The organism is Coleofasciculus sp. E1-EBD-02, from assembly GCF_040218245.1.
Classification (GTDB): domain Bacteria; phylum Cyanobacteriota; class Cyanobacteriia; order Cyanobacteriales; family Coleofasciculaceae; genus Coleofasciculus.
The window spans coordinates 44,175-61,357 of the sequence record NZ_JAVJQN010000148.1 but is presented as its reverse complement, the minus strand read 5'-3'; the positions used below and the strand labels follow the sequence as shown (position 1 = coordinate 61,357).

Below are 17,183 nucleotides of genomic sequence, written 5' to 3'. Positions count from 1 at the left end.
TTATACATCAATGTGAGTGCATCTTTTGTACTCTACCTTATTGGTTAAATCGGTATCAGGTACGCACAAGTCCTGTTAGCCAAACCTTCGGCTTAGGATTAACTCACCACCAGACGTACCCGGTTATTTCTCTACACTCAACACTATCCGACTCCAGAAGAACAGGTTTTGAGGTAACATTATCATCAATGGCTAGCGCCAAATAGCCGCTCAAAACCATGCCCGAAAAGCGAAGGGTCAAGTCGGGGCGGGTTTAGTCGCATTTGGGTAAGCCCAGAAAGGATAGTCGTCAAACCCGCCCCTACACATTCAAAACCCAAAACTCAAAACTGTTAAACTGATGCCTCAAATTCCTCCACTCAATACCGAAACCCTTTGGCAAATCTTGAACGAAGAACTAGATGATGATACCGTAAATCAGCTTGTCTGGCATTATTTGGGGTATCGCTATGACCCAGAAACAAGCCAATGGGATTGTACCAACGTACCTCCAGACTGGTATGAGAATTATCCAGAACCCCCCAACTTTATCGAGAGTCGTCCCGCCACCACTAAACTCACTCGTTCAATTCCCAAGGAAAATAAACAGTTATTGAAAGAACAGTTAGGATTTAAAGGCTATAAAATCGGCGAATTTGGTCCGAGACAGACTCGTCGCGCTACGATGGCGAATTGGCTGTTAAGTTACATGAAAGATACGGGATTGAGCCAAGAGTGAATTCATTGATCACGAATAGCATCACCAGCTTAACACTCACAAACCCTGGGCAATGGTTTAGCGATCGCATCCTCCTGGCGGTTCCCGTCGGTGAGGATAATGGGAATGTGGCGGAAGTCGTCAGTTTCTTAATTATTCTGTTACTCGTCGCTACAGGCGTGGCGTTGATTTCGCGGCGATTCCGTATCCCGTATATTACGGGGTTAGTGTTAGCCGGATTAGCGATTACGGAACTCTTACCGAGTCGTATCGGGTTAGATTCAGCGCTGATTTTTAATCTCTTTTTACCGATTCTCCTGTTTGAAGCGGCAATTAATACCGATATTTCCCGTCTCCGCAGCACGATTAAACCGATTGCTTTACTCGCCGGACCCGGTGTATTGATCTGTTCGGGAATTACTTCAGTTTTATTGAGACTTGAATTAGGAATTGATTGGATACCCGCTGCGATGGTGGGGGTAATTTTATCCATTACTGATACCGCTTTAGTCATTGCTGTATTTAAAGAGGTTTCGGTTCCCCACCGACTGGTAACTCTGGTTGAGGGAGAAAGCCTGCTCAATGATGATGTCGCGTTGGTTTTATTTAGCCTAATTTTGACGATTCATGAAACAGGAGCCTTATCCGCGCTGGATGTGATTCAAGAATTTTTATTCGTGTTAATTGGTGGTGCTTTAGTCGGCGCGGCGTTGGGATATCTGAGTATTGGATTATTGAGCCAAACCGATGATCCCTTGGGCGGACTTTTGCTCACCGTGGCTCTGGCTTTAGGCGCATTCCAAGCGGGAGAGTTATTACACGTATCCGGTGTGGTTGCTGTAGTCATCGCCGGACTTATTGTGGGTAATTTTGAGCATTCCCAGGTAACATCCGCCTCGAATCAAGTGACCTTATTTAGCTTCTGGGAATATGCTGGGTTTGGCGTGAATACGTTTATTTTCTTGCTGATTGGCTTAGAGATAAACATTATTACCATTTGGCAAACCTTACCCGCTATCCTTTTAGCCTTCATTGCCTATCAAGTCGGGCGTCTGCTTACCGTTTATCCGTTGTTAGCCTTCGTCCGTTTTTTTGATAAACCGATTCCGATACGTTGGCGACATATCCTATTAGCTGGTAATATTAAAGGTTCCCTCTCTACCGCCTTAGCCTTGAGTCTACCTGCTGATTTACCCGGACGAGAGACGCTGCTGGCGATCGTTTTGGGAATTGTTTTGGTTTCCTTGGTGGGACAGGGGTTAAGTTTACCATGGGTGGTACGGCATTTAAAGTTATCCTATCGGTCAGAATCCTATCAGCAAATTGAGGAATTACAAGCTCAACTGATGACAGCTAAAGCCGCACAGGATGAATTAGCGAGTCTCCTGAAAACTGGAGTATTACCGAAATCAATTTACGAAGAAATGCGAGCCTCCTATCAACTGCGAGTCGCCACCGCTGATAGAACCTTGCGAGAAATCTATAATCAACGTCCCGAACATTCACCTGAAAATCGGAGCGATCGCACGAAACTAGAAGCCATTCGTCGGCAATTACTTTTAGCAGAGAAAGGGGCGTTAACAGACGCCCTACGTAAGCGAATTCTGTCTGAAGTCGTGGTACAAAAGCGGATTAAACAAATTGATGAGCTGTTGTTAAAATTAGAAGATGATTAGTGCAGCATGGCATAAATTTAGGCTTACCTCCTGTATGTTATAGTTATACAGGTAAGTGTATTGCCAGATAGCGAAATCAATCCAAGATGTTCCCAGAGACTGCCGTGACAGTAAAGGTGAAAAAGGGATGAGCAAAATTATCACTGACCGTCGAAATTCATTAACAGTAGTGATAGAGGCTTGTCGTATCAAGATCGTTAGGGGTTACCCCAATAAGGTGGTTTATGCTGCCCATCGTCGTCGGCAGCCTATTAAGGAGGGTAACGGAGCCACAGTTTTCAGTAATAATCCTCAGCCGAGTGCTTCACAAAGTATTAATCCACTAAATGAACAAAGTACAACTTCAGATTCTTTAACGATGAGAGCTATACAAGCGTTCATGGATACTGAGGATGAATGGGCAGAGGTGTACGCCAACCTTGCAAAATCCTGAATTTATTCCAGAAGATGCAGTTATAGCTATCCACGATAGATTGATAGAACGGTTTGGTGGGGCGCTGGGTTTAAGAGACAAAGGCTTACTTGAATCGGCTCTTTCCCAGCCCCAGCAAACTTTTTTGGGTGAATTACTTCATCCAACCATTCATGAACAATCAGCCGCTTATCTTTATCATTTAGCAAAGAATCATGCTTTTATAGATGGTAATAAGAGGATTGCCCTAGCAACAGCAATTACATTTCTTCAGCTTAACGGTTACCAACTTACTCTTTCCAAAGCTGAAGCTGAGCAGTTGGTTTTGAATGTGGTTGAATCAAAGATAACAAAAGAGGAACTTTTCGTCATATTCGAGAATCATATTCAATCACTCACATCTTAGCTTAATAACTTGTAGTAAAAATAGAGAATTCCCAGATTTGAGTGTATCTTAAACGCCCTGCGGAAGCGAATTCTGTCTGAAGTCGTGGTACAAAAGCGGATTAAACGGATTGATGAGCTGTTGTTAAAATTAGAAGATGATTAGTGCAGCACGAAACTGTAGGGGCGGGTTTAGAAACAAACGTAATGCATCTAACGGATAACTGTACAACAAAACCCGCCCTTATCCTGGTTAATAATTGCCTCTCGCTGATTCAATGACCAGCATTCAACAGGGTTTCAGCGGTGAGGTTTAGTTCAGGAAACGTGGGTGAGACAATTTGGCTATATCCCTGAAATATGCCCACCTCCTGGTAAACTTGATCCTGTAGATTTAGCACAATCGCGGATTGAACTTGGGGGTCTACAATCCAATATTCAGGAATGCCCAAATCTTCGTACTGTCGCCGCTTGGCAATGTAGTCGCGATCGCGCTGTAGTTCACCAGGACTAACGACTTCAATCACCAGCAGGGGAGGAAGCATAGATAGCCGGATTGTATTGCGGGGCTGTAGTTGGGGGATATGTTCGTCTCGAATAATCGTTAAATCTGGGTAGCGATTTCTGGGTTCTCCGCGCACTTCAAGTTCCAATCCATGACTTCTCAGCCGCAAGTAACCGACGATAGGAACAAACTGCAAGAGTAAAAAGGTGGCGATGCTAACGTTTTCTCCTGATTCTGGTGGCACTTCGATCAGCTTTCCGTTATACAATTCATATAGCTTGTCTGTCCCGTCACTATATGACAGATAGTCATCAAAGCTAGAAAATCTTACTTGAGCTTGAGTCATTTGTTCACTGTTGATTGTTCATGGTTCATTATTGATTGTTTATCTCCCCCATCTTCCTCATCTTCCCCATCTCCCTCATCTCCCTTCCCTGTTCCCTGTTCCCTGTTCCCTGTTCCCTCGATCAATTAGAGTGGTGCAAGTTTAAAACCAACGCCTAAAAAATCGATAACTTGGTGCAACAATTCTGCTTTTGTCACCACGAGTATCGTTGATCCGGGTTCAAGTACCGTATTGTCATTGGGAATCACTAAATCTGCATGGGGATGGTGTTGATAGCCAATGATTAAGGAACCCTCTGGAAACCGAGAATCCTGAATCACTTGAGCCACAGTACGCCCTGCAACATCTGATTCCCCCGGTACTCCCAGTTTAAACACTTCCACTTGACCCTGTTCATAGTGCATAATCGATTCCACTTCTGGATATTCGATCGCGTTGACCATGCGATTGACGGCTAGGTCAACCGTGCTAATAATATGATGAGCGCCAGCAATCCGTAGAGGCTCCTTAAAATCCCGTTGGCGGATGCGAGTAATAATATGGGGAACGCCATAGTGTTTAGCCAGGGTAACCATTGCCAGATTCAAGGCATCATCTCGCAGCACCGCCGCCATCGCATCGGCTTTGCGAATCCCGGCTTCGAGTAACACTTGGGTGGTGACAGCACTCCCTTCAAATGCCATAACTCCCACTTGTTCGCGAGCATACCGACAAGCCGCAGGGTCTTTATCAATAATCGCGATCGTATGTCCTAATTCCACTAACTGCTGGGCTAAACTTAACCCCACTAATCCCGCGCCGCCGATTAATACGTACATGATTCCTTGGTCATTTGTCATTGGTCATTGGTCATTTGTCATTTGTCATTGGTCATTTGTCATTTGTCATTTGCTCCCCCTGCTCCCCCAGCTTCCCCAGCTCCCAGACGTGCCATGGCACGTCTCTACATTGTTCCCCCATCTTCCCCATCTTCCCCAGCTCCCCCTGCTCCCCCAGCTTCCCCAGCTCCCTCAGCTCCCTCAGCTCCCTCTGCTCCCCCAGCTCCCTCAGCTCCCCCAGCTCCCTCATCTTCCCCAGCTTCCCCTGCCTAGCGGATGACAGAGGCTGACTAAAAATGGTACAACATCTTAGTTTAAATAAACGGGATAATTAAGTGAGGAAGCGGAATGTATATTATCCAGGTTGCCTCTGAATGCGCCCCTGTAATCAAAGCCGGCGGCTTAGGGGATGTGGTGTATGGTCTGAGTCGGGAGTTAGAGATTCAGGGGCATTGCGTCGAACTGATTCTGCCCAAATATGACAACATGCGCTATGACCACATCTGGGGACTCCATGATGCCTATATTAATCTATGGGTGCCCTGGTACGGTGCGGCGATTCACTGTTCTGTCTATTGTGGTTGGGTGCATGGACGAGTCTGTTTCTTTATCGAACCTCATTCCCAGGATAATTTCTTCAATCGGGGCTGCTACTACGGTTGTGATGACGATAACGTGCGGTTTGCTTTCTTCTGTAAAGCCACGTTAGAGTTTCTGCTTCAGAGTAATAAGCGTCCTGATGTGATCCACTGTCACGATTGGCAGACGGGTTTACTCCCAGTCATGCTGTTTGAGATCTACAAATATCATGGCATGGAAAGTCAACGGATATGCTACACCATCCACAACTTTAAACACCAAGGAATGGGGGGAAGTGAAATCCTGTGGGCAACCGGGTTGAATCGAGAAGGCTATTATTTTCAGGATGATCGCCTGAAAGATAATTTTAATCCCTTTGCCTTAAACTTTATGAAAGGCGGTATTGTTTACGCCAATGCGATAACGACGGTTTCGCCTCATCATGCCTGGGAAGCTCGGTTCACGCCCATCGGATGTGGGTTAGGTCATACATTACATTTACATCAGGATAAGTTTACCGGAATTCTCAACGGCATTAACGATGATTTTTGGAATCCAGAACAAGACCGCTATATTCCCTGTCACTACGCCCCGGATAGTTTTGAAGACAAAGCGAAAAATAAAAAAGCGTTGCGGGAACAGCTATTAATTCAGGATGTTGATAAACCAATTGTGGCGTTTATTGGTCGTTTAGATGATCAAAAAGGCGTGCATTTGGTTCATCATGCCATCTATTACTCCCTGCATAAGGGCGCTCAATTCGTTTTATTAGGATCAGCAACAGCGGCGGCAATTAATTCCTGGTTTTGGCACGAGAAATACTACTTAAATGATAATCCTGATGTTCACTTGGAACTGGGCTTTAATGAAGAGTTATCTCATTTGATTTATGCTGGAGCCGATTTTATGCTGGTTCCAAGTAATTACGAACCCTGCGGACTGACTCAGATCATTGGGTTAAAGTATGGAACCGTGCCAATTGTGCGGAGTGTGGGGGGACTGGTCAATACTGTATTTGACCGCGATCACCACCCGAATCACCCCATGGAAAAACGCAATGGCTATGTATTTAATCATACCGATTATTATGCGCTGGAATCTACCATGGATCGAGCGTTGGGATTGTGGTATGACTATCCAGAAGAGTTCCGGAAACTGGCGATTCAAGGTATGGCGTATGATTATTCGTGGAGTGCTTCGGCATCTAAGTATGTGAAAATCTATGACATGATCCGACATCAATAGGGGTTGCTGAATCAGTGGTGAGGTGAGGGGGAGATGAGGGAGATGGCAAAATATATTTTTTAGTTGGAGGGGATTTCAGCCTACAGTCGGCAACTATTTAAACAGGATTGAACAAACACAAGCCGACGATGCTGTAGGGGCGATTCGCCTGCATCAATGAACGCCACCCATCCACTCAATTGGATCGGGTCGCCCTTTACTAAAATGGCGTATGAATAGAAAACGCATCTGATGAGAAAGCGATTTAATTTAAACCGGATTGCCAATTAGTCTGGTAAAACTGGGGTGTGGCGTTGGATAAATTAAAAGAAAAAGAAAGCGCTATATCACCGATTGAATTGTCAAAAGACGCCAAGGGTGTTCGTGATATTGATGTTAACTAAAACCCCTCACCCCCAGCCCCTCTCCCACTCCGGGGAGAGGGGAGCAAGAGGTATGTAAGAGGAAGTAGTTTAGAGACTTATCATAGTATATTGAACAGTCTGGTTCCCCTTCTCCCTCGATGGGAGAAGGGGTTAGGGGATGAGGGTGACAAGTTCGAGAGACCCAATTAATCAATTATCAATTATCAATTATTAATTGTCCATTGATAAAATAACGATATACACTAAAACAATACCCCCTTTCCCACAAGCCAATGGTGAAGCAGTTTTGGCGGTGGCTAATCCGGCTAATTCAGCCCATATTACCCCCCTTCCCCAAACAGAAACGACACAGGCGGGTGAAACCTCAACGCCTCAGTGATGCAGACTATCAGCAGCTATTTCGGCAACTGCTAACTGGGGTAAGTCAGGGATGGAACTGATTTGACAGAAGGAGAACTTTGTTAAATGACACCACCAGAAGGACGGGATATCAATGAATATTTAGTGCAGCAATGGTTTAATCAGGGATGTGAATATTTTGAGTTAGGAAAATATGAATTAGCGATCGCATCTTGGAACAAAGCCATTCAAATCAAACCTGATTTCCACGAAGCTTGGAACAGTCGGGGCATGGCTCTGGATAACCTAGGGCAATATGAAGCAGCACTCACTTGCTATGATCAAGCCTTGAAAATCCAACCCGATTGCCACCAAATTTGGTGCAATCGCGGCTTACCCCTGTTTAACTTAGGACGATATGAAGAAGCGTTTGTCTCTTCTGAAAAAGCCCTTCACATTCAATCCGATTGTGTCAATGCTTGGAACACACGAGGTCAAGCACTAGCTAACTTAGGAAAGTATAAAGAGGCGATCGCATCTTTTGACAAAGTCCTTCAATTCAAACCTGATAAACACGTAGCTTGGCACAACCGGGGTGGGGTTCTGGCTGATTTAGGAGAATATGAAGAGGCGATCTCATCTTTTGACAAAGCCCTTCAAATTAAGCCTGATTTCCACTTAGCTTGGTACAACCGGGGTGTGGCGCTGGCTAATTTAGGAGAATATGAAAAAGCGATCGCATCTTTTGACAAAGTTCTTCAATTCAAACCTGATTCCCACGACACTTGGCACAACCGGGGTGGGGTGCTGGCTGATTTAGGAGAATATGAAAAGGCAATCGCATCTTTTGACAAAGCCCTTCAATTCAAACCTGATTCCCACAACGCTTGGAACAACCGGGGTACTTTACTTTCCAATAATTTACAACGACATGAAGAGGCAATCGCATCTTTTGATAAAGCCCTTCAATTCAAACCTGATTCCCACGAAACTTGGATAAACCGAGGGATTGCGGCTGGAAAAGCCCCACACTATAATCCCGAAGCGGCGACTTTTTTACAGTTCCAATTTCCCAATGTTTTCCCAATCTTGCCTAATCCTACTTTGACTCAACGGGGTTATCAAGGTCAGTTGTTATCGTATCAGGAAGGCTTAAAGCATTGTCCCCAAGACACTCATCCCGAAGGTTGGGGACTATTGCATCGAGAAATAGGATACGCCCACTATCAGCAAGGAAAGTACCAGCGCAATTACCGCGACTATTGGCATCAAGCCGTAACCGAATATCACCAAGCCTTGATTACCCTCACCCCAGACGCCTATCCTGAACAGCATTTACAGGTTCTCCAAAACCTGATTCGCGTTTTATTGGGCTTAAACCAAGACACAGAAGCCAAGCAATGGCGCAACCAAGGCTTAAAGGTATTCCAAAGGCTATTAAATAGTCAAAAATCCACGTTCCAGAAACGCCAACTCCTGGCTAAATTTATCTCCTTCTCTCAAATGCGGGTTGATGATTTAGTCAAAGAGGGTGAACCCATCTCGGCATTAGAAGCCGCCGAGATGAATAAAAATCTCTATCTCACCTGGATACTTGACGCCCGAAATGAAACCACGCTGAGTCCCGATTATCGCCAGATTCAATCCCTCACTAATCCTACAACCGCGATTGTTTATTGGTATCTGAGTTTGAATGCCCTGACGACATTTATTATTAAACACAATCGCGAAAATCCGATTATTATTGATGCGCCTCTCCCCGCGTCGGGGGAAGTCAGGGGGATTAAACCCTTAGAGGATTGGATTAAAACCTGGGATGAATATTATCAGGATTATCGGAAGAATCTCCCCCAGCCCCCCTTTGAAAGGGGGGAGCAAGAACAACGCTATTTGGAAAAGGGGAAGCAAGAATTGGGGCAATCTTGGCAGGATAATTTACCTAACTTACTCGAAGAATTACGGCATATCCTGGATATTCCCGCTATTTTAACTCAACTGAATCCCGAATCCATCACCAATCCCAGCACTCCCATTCAAAATCTAATTCTAATTCCCCACCGCGACTTACACCGCTTTCCTATCCATGCATTATTTCCCGATATATTCACGATTACCTATCTTCCCAGCGCCCAAATTGGACTCAATTTAAATAACCGTGAAGAGACACCACATATTTTGCCCCTACAGGTAGACTATCCGCCTCACAAAGACTGTGAACCGCTTCCCTACGCAGAAATTGAATCGGCAGCGATTGCTCAATTGTTCCCCAATTCTCAGCGCCTGTCGGGTAAAAAGGCGACTAAAACAGCCGTTACCGATGCGATTAACGGAAATTACACTATCTTCCACTTTACCGGACATGGAACATATAATAATGAGAGACCACAAAACTCAGCATTGCTGCTCAATGATCAGGATAAACTAACGATTAACGATATCCGTCAGCTTTGCTTAAATCACTATCAACTTGTCACCCTCGCCGCCTGTGAAACGGCGCTTACTGGAAGAGAAACCATCGAAAAGGATTATGTGGGATTAGTCAGTGCGTTTGTTTATCAAGGCGTTTCTCATGTTTTGAGTACCCTGTGGACGATTCCCGATAATATTAGTAGTTTCCTGTTCATGGTTTATTTTTACTGGCAACTGAAAAAGGGTAAACCGCCTGCGGTGGCGTTGGTGAAAGCGCAAAAGTGGTTAAGGAATCTCACGAATAAGAAGCTGGCGCGATATTATCAGGTTATTTTTCAACAATTACCAAGAGAGGAGAAGCCGCTGCGTCCTTTTATTAAAAATGAGTTATGGAAAATTGACAAAATGGAACGGGATCAATTACAAGAGAAAATCTTTGAGCATCCCTATTATTGGGCGGCGTTTACGATTACAGGTTCCCTCTTGCTCCCCTCTCCCAAGCTTGGGAGAGGGGCTGGGGGTGAGGGCTGATGGTGCGTTAGCGAAGCGTAACGCACCCTACAATTTTGCGGCAATTTGGTTATAATTTGTCTGGTTGAGCATTGTATTTTTCAACGCAGAGGACGCAGAGGTTAACGCAGAGGTTCGCAGAGGGAGTGGGTGGTTGGGAGTCTGATTTAATGGGAAAATAAGGTAAGGTGAATGGAGAGGTGTAGAGATGGATTCTAGTGACCAACGATTACTAACGGCTTGCTTGAATGCTTTGGCGCAGTTAGATAATCCTTTACCGCCGGATGTACAGTCTCAATTCAATGATTTGGCGGAAACGATGAAAGCCAATCCTGATACTATCGGGAATCTGGATATTATTGTTGAAGACTATCCTCCTTTAAATGAACTTTACCAAGCAGAACAGAGACGGCTAGATCAAAATGCAGGTATTCGCAACAAAGGATTACCACCACTCCCTTTATCGAATGAACCAACGCAAGAATTGACCAATTCGGCTATTGATACTTTTAACGCTTCGGATTCTGTCACCAAAGCGAAGACAAAAAATCAGCCCAATCTTCTCAAACGCCTTTGGCAAGGGATTCGGGGTAAAGACTGAACAATTTAGGTGGACAATGCCCACCCTACTAATATGTCTAATTTTATTATCTATCCTAGCATTAACCTTTTCCTCTATGACCTCAAAGAAGGATTAGGACAAAGTTCTGATAAAATTAACCAAAACCGCTACAACTTTTGGCATAAAGTTTACGGCAATTTAGATGAACATGATTTTAACGAAAAATACGCCCAACTTCCGCATCACCAAACCCCAGATACCGATCCGATTCAACTCCTCAATACTCAAAATGCCATTGAGAAATTCCCCTCACCCTTAGATGGCTGGTACTATCCTCTACAACTGGGTGACACTTACGCGCTTCAGGTGAATTATTCCGGTAAACTGAATGCCAATCATCAATTTAATGATGACCCCCAAAACCTTGATGATCAACCCTTCTATTCCCTAAAACAAGACCTAATTCAACGCCTATCCCAACAAACCGGAACCCTCGGACAAACCTGGTTACTCTGGGGTCAACTGACTACCCCAAAAACTGATACCGAGATTGAGGAAATCGCCCAAGATTGCTACACTCAACTCCTCAGCAATTATAACTGGACACGAGACATTATCGGCAAAGGACAGTTAAACGGTGCAACTCTATTTGAACTCTGGTATCGTCCCGCAAATCCCGGTTTATCCCCTGCCGAATTTTGGCAAGTCTATCGCCAAGAAAGCCATCACCTGTTAATCTGGCTTTTTCCCCACGACTCCACCCCCAACGCCATGCGAACCCAGGTACAAGCCAGCTATTATGACTGGTTGTGCTTGTTTCAATACCGCCATAAAATTGTCTGGTCGTATTACCAAAGCCAAGCCCAGAAATCTCGCCTTAAACGGGAATATGTGGAGATTCAACCCGCGATCCAAAAAATTAAACAGATGACTGAACAATGTGAAAAAAACCGGATCAGGTTGGGACATTTGCAACAAACGATGAAAGATCACTTGATTAATTTATCGGATTATGCTATTGCCTTAAACGCCCTACAAAACCAAAGCCGCACCCTAACCATTAACCTGGAAAACTATCAGTATCGGCTGCAAAGTATGCAGGAAGAGTATTCAGGGTGTGACTTAAAGGTTCTGGAAAAATTCAGCAGTGAACTCTACGCCCAAAAATACCAGCGTCAAGTTGCCTCCGACTGTGAGAACTTCCAACCGGGACTCACGTTACTAGAGAACCTGAATAGTACGCTACAAGGGATTATCGACGTTGAGCAAACCAAGAGCGATCGCGCTCTCGATAATACCATCGCCTTAGCTGGAATTGGACTGGCAATTAGCGGCTTAACCGCCACGGCGATTTCCGTACAACAACCCCAACCGAAATCCTACACCGATTTTTCGTTTTTATCCTCACCCATTTTCTTCTGGAGTCTGCTGTTTAGTTCACCCTTTCTCTTTGCTCTCCTCTATCGCCTCATCGCCCATTGGCGGCGACGTTAATGATACTAAATTCGGGTCACTTGCCCCCGTTTGAGTTGGGATAAGGCAGAAGGCAGAAGGCAGAAGGCAGAAGGGATAGCAGGAAAAAGTAGCTAAGGGTTAAAAGGGTTGAAAAATAATAGAAAAAGTAATCCCATTATCTTGTAGAGAACCGCCTTCATCCTCAACGCTATTCAGGGGAATTCCCCAATACAGTTGTGCGGACCACGAGGGATCACGTTGCCACAACAGTCCTAACCCAAGACTGGCTAAGGTGTTAGGGTTAGTCACCTCATCTTCGTGATTCCAAACGGTGCCAATATCGAAAAACGGAGCAATTTGCACAATTCCAATTCCCTCCGGTTGGCTGATAATCGGCAAACGAACTTCCACAGAACCAATAATTCCATTGTCAGCCACGCGCTGATTTTGGCGATACCCTCGCACGGTATCAATTCCGCCCATACTGAACTGTTCTAGCGGTAAGAGAGAATCATTCGATAATTGCGCTCCCGCACGAGCGATAATAATACTATCAGCCCCTAAAGCCTGCACCCACTGAAATTGTCCCACCCAACTCATAAACCGTCCATCCGTACCCGTGTCATTGAGGGTGGCGTCAAACGCATCCAAGCCAAAACTAAACTGCGATCGCGCGGCTAAGACGCGATCAGTAGAACGGTTAAGCCAGTCTTGACTAAACCGCACCACAGTTACTTTCGATTCCCCATCTTCGGGTCCCAGGGAAAAGGAAAAGGGGATATCATCTAGGACAAAGGTTTGGCTTTGACGCAAATCCAGGGACAAGGAAAGGGCAAAGTCACTCGTTGGCGTATGGACAATCGGTTGGCGAAACCCAACAGAAAAGGTTTCTGAGTTAGAGGTAATATCTAAGACCGAAAACGGATCTTCAACAATATCACTATCGCTACGGTTATAGCTGAGACTTAACGTACCATCCCTGGGATTCAGGGGAATTTCATAGCTCAGACTATACTGATCCACCCCTTCGGTTATGCCATAATCGGCACTGATGCGATCGCCTAATCCCAAGAGATTCCGATTCTCGACTCTCACGGTTCCCCCCAAGGAACCCACACTGGGAGAGTCTCGATTCTCGACAATTACCGCACTTGTCCAAGGTTTTGCTTCTTCTATCTCTAGGGTTAACACACTGGTTCCAGCCATCGTTCCCGCTGATAACTCGGCTTGAATTTGATCGAGTACCGGATCAAGTTGCAGCAGTTGCAACGCTTCCTCCAAGCGACGAATATTCACCGGGGTTTGCGTCGCTAACTGAATCCGCGATCGCACGTAATCATCCCGCAAACGCTCTAATCCTTGAATATCAATGCGTTCAATGCCCCCTTCAACCACCTGAATACTCACCACACCATCGGTAATATCCTGAGACGGCAGAAAAGCACCTGAGGTAGTGTAGCCATTGTCTGTATATAACTCGGTAATCGCCGTGCGAATTGCTAAGAGTTCTTCAAAGGAAGCATTTTGACCAATAAAGGGCGCAACAGCATCTTGCAATTCAGCCGGGGAAAAAACCGTACTCCCTAATACCTCAACTCGTTCAACCGTGACATTAACCTCCAAATCGGGTACTGGCGTCAGAAAGGGTTCTGGGGTAGGTGTGAGGGGGGGAAGTGATGGAGGCGTCTCTGGGGGCGTCGTCGGCAAAGAAGGCAGATTGGGACGAGTGGGTTCCAGGATACCCGGTGGAATCTCTGGAGTCGTTTGGCTCATCGATGGTAAACCCTGAGCGAAGGCGATACCACTCCAGCTCAAATACACCAAATTTAAAGCCCAAAGAAAGCATTTAAACATAAAACAGTAGCGCCCAGCTCATCAGTTGACAAGGATGCAGAGAAACCCCGGACTGTTGATCGCAAAAGGGAGAGGGTAAGCAGCAGAGAATAAACGGTTGATTCGAGTATCTCAGAGCCGTTAATCCTGTCCTAATTATTCTGACGATCGCTATCAAGCATTTAGTGAGCCAAAACCTCAATTGATCCCCCATAGCATTCATACTCGGTAATATTCTTTTATTTCTTGTTCTACTTTCAGCATCAGTGACCGGAAGAAATACAATATAGTAGCAGCTTAGGAGACGCTTTGTCCCCTGTTTTTATCCGTTGAGAAACCCAAAAACTCTCAAATTCAGATCACCCAGTTCAGATAAAAATTTTATAAAATAGAGTTAATTGTTATCATTGTTCCGAAAAATGTCCCACGGTTGGCAGTTTTGGCGTCGATTTATTGGATTATCTTTAGCCAGCCTTGTCTTTTGTATCAGCTTTCATCCCTGGTCCACTGGGCAAGCCGAACCCGCCACAGAAATTCAACAGCAGCAATTGCTCACACCGGCTTCTGAAAAACAGCTCGTGTCCAAGGGAATTGCATCCTATCAAATCGGAGAATTTTCCCAAGCCATTAACTTATGGGAACAAGCCTTACCTCAAATTACCGACGAAAATGATCGAGCAATTGTTCACAATAACCTGGCTTTAGCCTATCGGCAAACGGGGGAACTGGCTCAGGCGATCGCGCACTGGGAAAAGGCGATTCAAATTTACCAGGCTTCACCGGATGCCGAAAACCAGAAACGGATAGCTGGGCTATTAACGGAACAAGCCCAAGCTTACAATGATTTGGGACAACATCCGCGAGCGATTACTATCTTAGAGTCAGCCATTGAACTCGCCACTGAATACCAAGATTCCTTAGCAGAAGCTGCCGCTCAAGGTGCTTTAGGTAATGCCCACTGGAGTTTAGGCAACTATGATCAGGCGATTTCTGCCCACAAACAGAGCCTAAAAATTGCCCGCGCCTTGAATAATAACAGTTTTATCGCCACGGCTTTAAATAACGTGGGAAATGTTTATGTCAGCAGAGCCAGCCGATCCAGTTATCAGGCGCAGGTGGCTGAGTTAGAAGGAGATGTGCAACAGGCGACACGCTTAACCCAAGAGGCGCTTCAGGATTGGACGCAAGCCAGACTATTCTTTGAGCAAAGTCTGGAAACGGCGCAAGCTTTAGGCAGTTTGACCGAAATTAAAGCTTTAATGAATTTAAATCGCTGGGTGATTAGTCGTCATTCAGCCAATATTGCAGACAATTCAGCCCAACCCTTGAGTGATGCTGATCAGGAATTTCTCCAGAGCAATTGGCAACGAGTCAGAGAACTCCTCCCTGGAATACCTGATTCACGACAGAAAGCCTATACCTTGATTCACCTAGCCGAAAGTTTTCAACAGATCAAGTCAGAGGCTTCAATTCAGGAGTCGATCCAGCTTTTAACCCAAGCGTTAACAGTAGCCCAAAAAATAGGCGATGCCAAAGCCCAATCCTTTGCCCTAGGGAGCTTAGGACAGGTGTATGAATCAGCCGGAGACTACAGCACAGCGATGAATTTAACCCGCCAAGCTGAATTTAGCGCCCAGCAAATTCAATCCTCTGATAGTTTATATCGCTGGCAATGGCAAGCGGGGCGGATGCTGAAAGCCAGAGGTAACATCGCCTCCGCCATTTCTGCTTATGAAGGGGCGATCGCGACGTTGCAAAATATTCGCGGCGATTTAGTCACCAATAAAGAATTACAACTAGATTTCCGGGAACAGGTTGAACCCATTTATCGGGAATTAATTGATTTGCTCCTCAATGCTTCCAGTAGCGATTTGAGCGAAGTCAACTCCCAGGAAACGGTTAACCCTGAGCGAAGTCGAAGGGTTTCACCTCTCAAAGAGGTAATTGATATCGTCGAACTGCTCAAACTGGCAGAATTGGAAAACTTTTTCGGCGATGAATGCGTGCAAGTCGCCAAAGACAAAGCGCAAAATGAGGAAGGGTTAGCGGATGCCAATGCTGCTGTCATCTATTCCATCATTTTGAACGATCGCACCGAAATGATCCTGCGATCGCCTGATGGTTCCCTGCAAAACTATCCTATCCCGATCAGCAAGGAAGAGATGGAAGTTGAGATCGAGCAGCTCCGCTACTTTCTGGAACTACGCACCACAGAGCAGTATATCCCTCAAGCGCAGAAAATTTATAATCGGCTGATTCGTCCCATGGAAGCTGATTTAGCCATTATGCAACCCAAGACGTTAGTCTTCATCAACGATGGCGTCTTACGTCAGATACCCATGAGTGCGCTGCATGATGGTCAAACGTTTTTGATTGAGAAATATCCCATTGCGATTACTCCCAGTCTGTCATTAACCACCAGCCAACCGTTAGATCACAATCAGTTAAGAGCGCTGAGCCTGGGTTTAACCGTTGCCAAACCTCCCTTTGCCCCCCTGACGAATGTAGAAGCTGAGTTAAATGTGGTTGAAGAAATCTTAGGCGGGACAGAGTTAATTGATCAGGAATTTACATTCTCGAACTTGCAAGCCAAACTACGACGCAACAATTTTCCCGTGGTTCACATGGCAACCCATGGAAAATTTGGTGTTGATTCCCAGAGTACCTTTATACTGGGTTATGATCAACAAATTAGTATTGAAGAACTCGACAATCTATTGCGTTCTCGCGGTCGTCGAGAAGCGGTGAAATTGCTCACCTTGAGTGCTTGCCAAACGGCGACAGGGAACAATCGTTCCGCTTTAGGAATTGCGGGTGTCGCTGTTCGAGCAGGTGTAGAGAGTGCGGTAGCGACGCTGTGGTATATCAATGATGAAGCAACTGTACCGCTGATTGCCGAATTTTATCGCCAACTGCGCCAACCGGATATTACCCGGGCAGAAGCGTTAAGACAGGCGCAGCTAAAGATGATTTCTAATGTCAACTATAATCATCCAGGGGTTTGGTCGCCGTTTATTCTGATTGGGAATTGGAGTTAGTTAGGGGCTG

General features: G+C 45.4%; 14 protein-coding genes. 10 read left to right on the top strand and 4 right to left on the bottom strand.

Annotation, left to right across the window (positions count from 1 at the left end; genetic code table 11):
- Positions 1–340: 340 nt before the first annotated feature.
- From RIC07_RS23545 to RIC07_RS23530, 4 genes are all read left to right on the top strand, one after another.
- Complete coding sequence (locus RIC07_RS23545) at positions 341–718, top strand: DUF1823 family protein (protein WP_446396630.1); 378 nt, start codon at positions 341–343, stop codon at positions 716–718.
- 68 nt (positions 719–786) lie between these two features.
- On the top strand, positions 787–2,373 hold the full coding sequence (locus RIC07_RS23540; RefSeq protein WP_446396648.1) for a cation:proton antiporter: 1,587 nt from the start codon (positions 787–789) through the stop codon (positions 2,371–2,373).
- A gap of 127 nt (positions 2,374–2,500) precedes the next feature.
- The gene (locus RIC07_RS23535) at positions 2,501–2,806 is read left to right on the top strand and encodes a hypothetical protein (RefSeq protein ID WP_446396629.1); all 306 of its coding nucleotides are present in this window, start codon (positions 2,501–2,503) and stop codon (positions 2,804–2,806) included.
- Entirely contained in the window at positions 2,793–3,191 is a 399-nt protein-coding gene (locus RIC07_RS23530; protein ID WP_446396628.1) for a type II toxin-antitoxin system death-on-curing family toxin, read from the top strand. The genes RIC07_RS23535 and RIC07_RS23530 overlap by 14 nt, the downstream gene beginning before the upstream one ends.
- Before the next feature lie 253 nt (positions 3,192–3,444).
- Here the strand turns inward: RIC07_RS23530 and RIC07_RS23525 are convergent, their stop codons facing one another.
- The 3 genes from RIC07_RS23525 to RIC07_RS23515 all read right to left on the bottom strand — a co-directional run bounded on the left by RIC07_RS23525 (position 3,445) and on the right by RIC07_RS23515 (position 5,088).
- Positions 3,445–4,020 (bottom strand): Uma2 family endonuclease, encoded by a 576-nt coding sequence (locus tag RIC07_RS23525; protein WP_446396627.1) that lies wholly within the window; start codon positions 4,018–4,020, stop codon positions 3,445–3,447.
- A 125-nt stretch (positions 4,021–4,145) separates the two neighbouring features.
- A complete protein-coding gene (locus tag RIC07_RS23520) occupies positions 4,146–4,838 on the bottom strand; it encodes a potassium channel family protein (protein WP_446396647.1) in 693 nt (230 codons plus the stop codon).
- Positions 4,839–4,890: 52 nt separating this feature from the next.
- Positions 4,891–5,088, bottom strand: a complete 198-nt coding sequence (locus RIC07_RS23515) for a hypothetical protein (RefSeq protein WP_446396626.1) — start codon at positions 5,086–5,088, stop codon at positions 4,891–4,893.
- A gap of 98 nt (positions 5,089–5,186) precedes the next feature.
- Here RIC07_RS23515 and glgA point away from each other — a divergent pair, with 98 nt between their 5' ends.
- The 5 genes from glgA (at position 5,187) to RIC07_RS23490 (ending at position 12,341) form a co-directional block, all read left to right on the top strand.
- On the top strand, positions 5,187–6,662 hold the full coding sequence (gene glgA, locus RIC07_RS23510) for a glycogen synthase GlgA (protein WP_446396625.1): 1,476 nt from the start codon (positions 5,187–5,189) through the stop codon (positions 6,660–6,662).
- 637 nt (positions 6,663–7,299) lie between these two features.
- Positions 7,300–7,467 carry a hypothetical protein gene (locus RIC07_RS23505; RefSeq protein WP_446396624.1) on the top strand — a complete coding sequence of 56 codons (168 nt, stop codon included), beginning with the start codon at positions 7,300–7,302 and terminating at the stop codon, positions 7,465–7,467.
- A gap of 25 nt (positions 7,468–7,492) precedes the next feature.
- Positions 7,493–10,306, top strand: coding sequence for a tetratricopeptide repeat protein (locus RIC07_RS23500; protein ID WP_446396623.1), 2,814 nt, complete (start codon positions 7,493–7,495; stop codon positions 10,304–10,306).
- Between the two features lie 187 nt (positions 10,307–10,493).
- Positions 10,494–10,886 (top strand): hypothetical protein, encoded by a 393-nt coding sequence (locus RIC07_RS23495; protein ID WP_446396622.1) that lies wholly within the window; start codon positions 10,494–10,496, stop codon positions 10,884–10,886.
- A gap of 33 nt (positions 10,887–10,919) precedes the next feature.
- Positions 10,920–12,341 carry a hypothetical protein gene (locus tag RIC07_RS23490; RefSeq protein ID WP_446396621.1) on the top strand — a complete coding sequence of 474 codons (1,422 nt, stop codon included), beginning with the start codon at positions 10,920–10,922 and terminating at the stop codon, positions 12,339–12,341.
- 99 nt (positions 12,342–12,440) lie between these two features.
- On the opposite strand, the gene RIC07_RS23485 is transcribed toward RIC07_RS23490, so the two are convergent.
- Positions 12,441–14,075, bottom strand: coding sequence for a ShlB/FhaC/HecB family hemolysin secretion/activation protein (locus tag RIC07_RS23485; protein ID WP_446396620.1), 1,635 nt, complete (start codon positions 14,073–14,075; stop codon positions 12,441–12,443).
- A gap of 479 nt (positions 14,076–14,554) precedes the next feature.
- Between RIC07_RS23485 and RIC07_RS23480 the strand changes: the two genes are divergently transcribed.
- A complete protein-coding gene (locus tag RIC07_RS23480) occupies positions 14,555–17,173 on the top strand; it encodes a CHAT domain-containing protein (RefSeq protein ID WP_446396619.1) in 2,619 nt (872 codons plus the stop codon).
- The last annotated feature ends 10 nt before the right edge of the window (positions 17,174–17,183 follow it).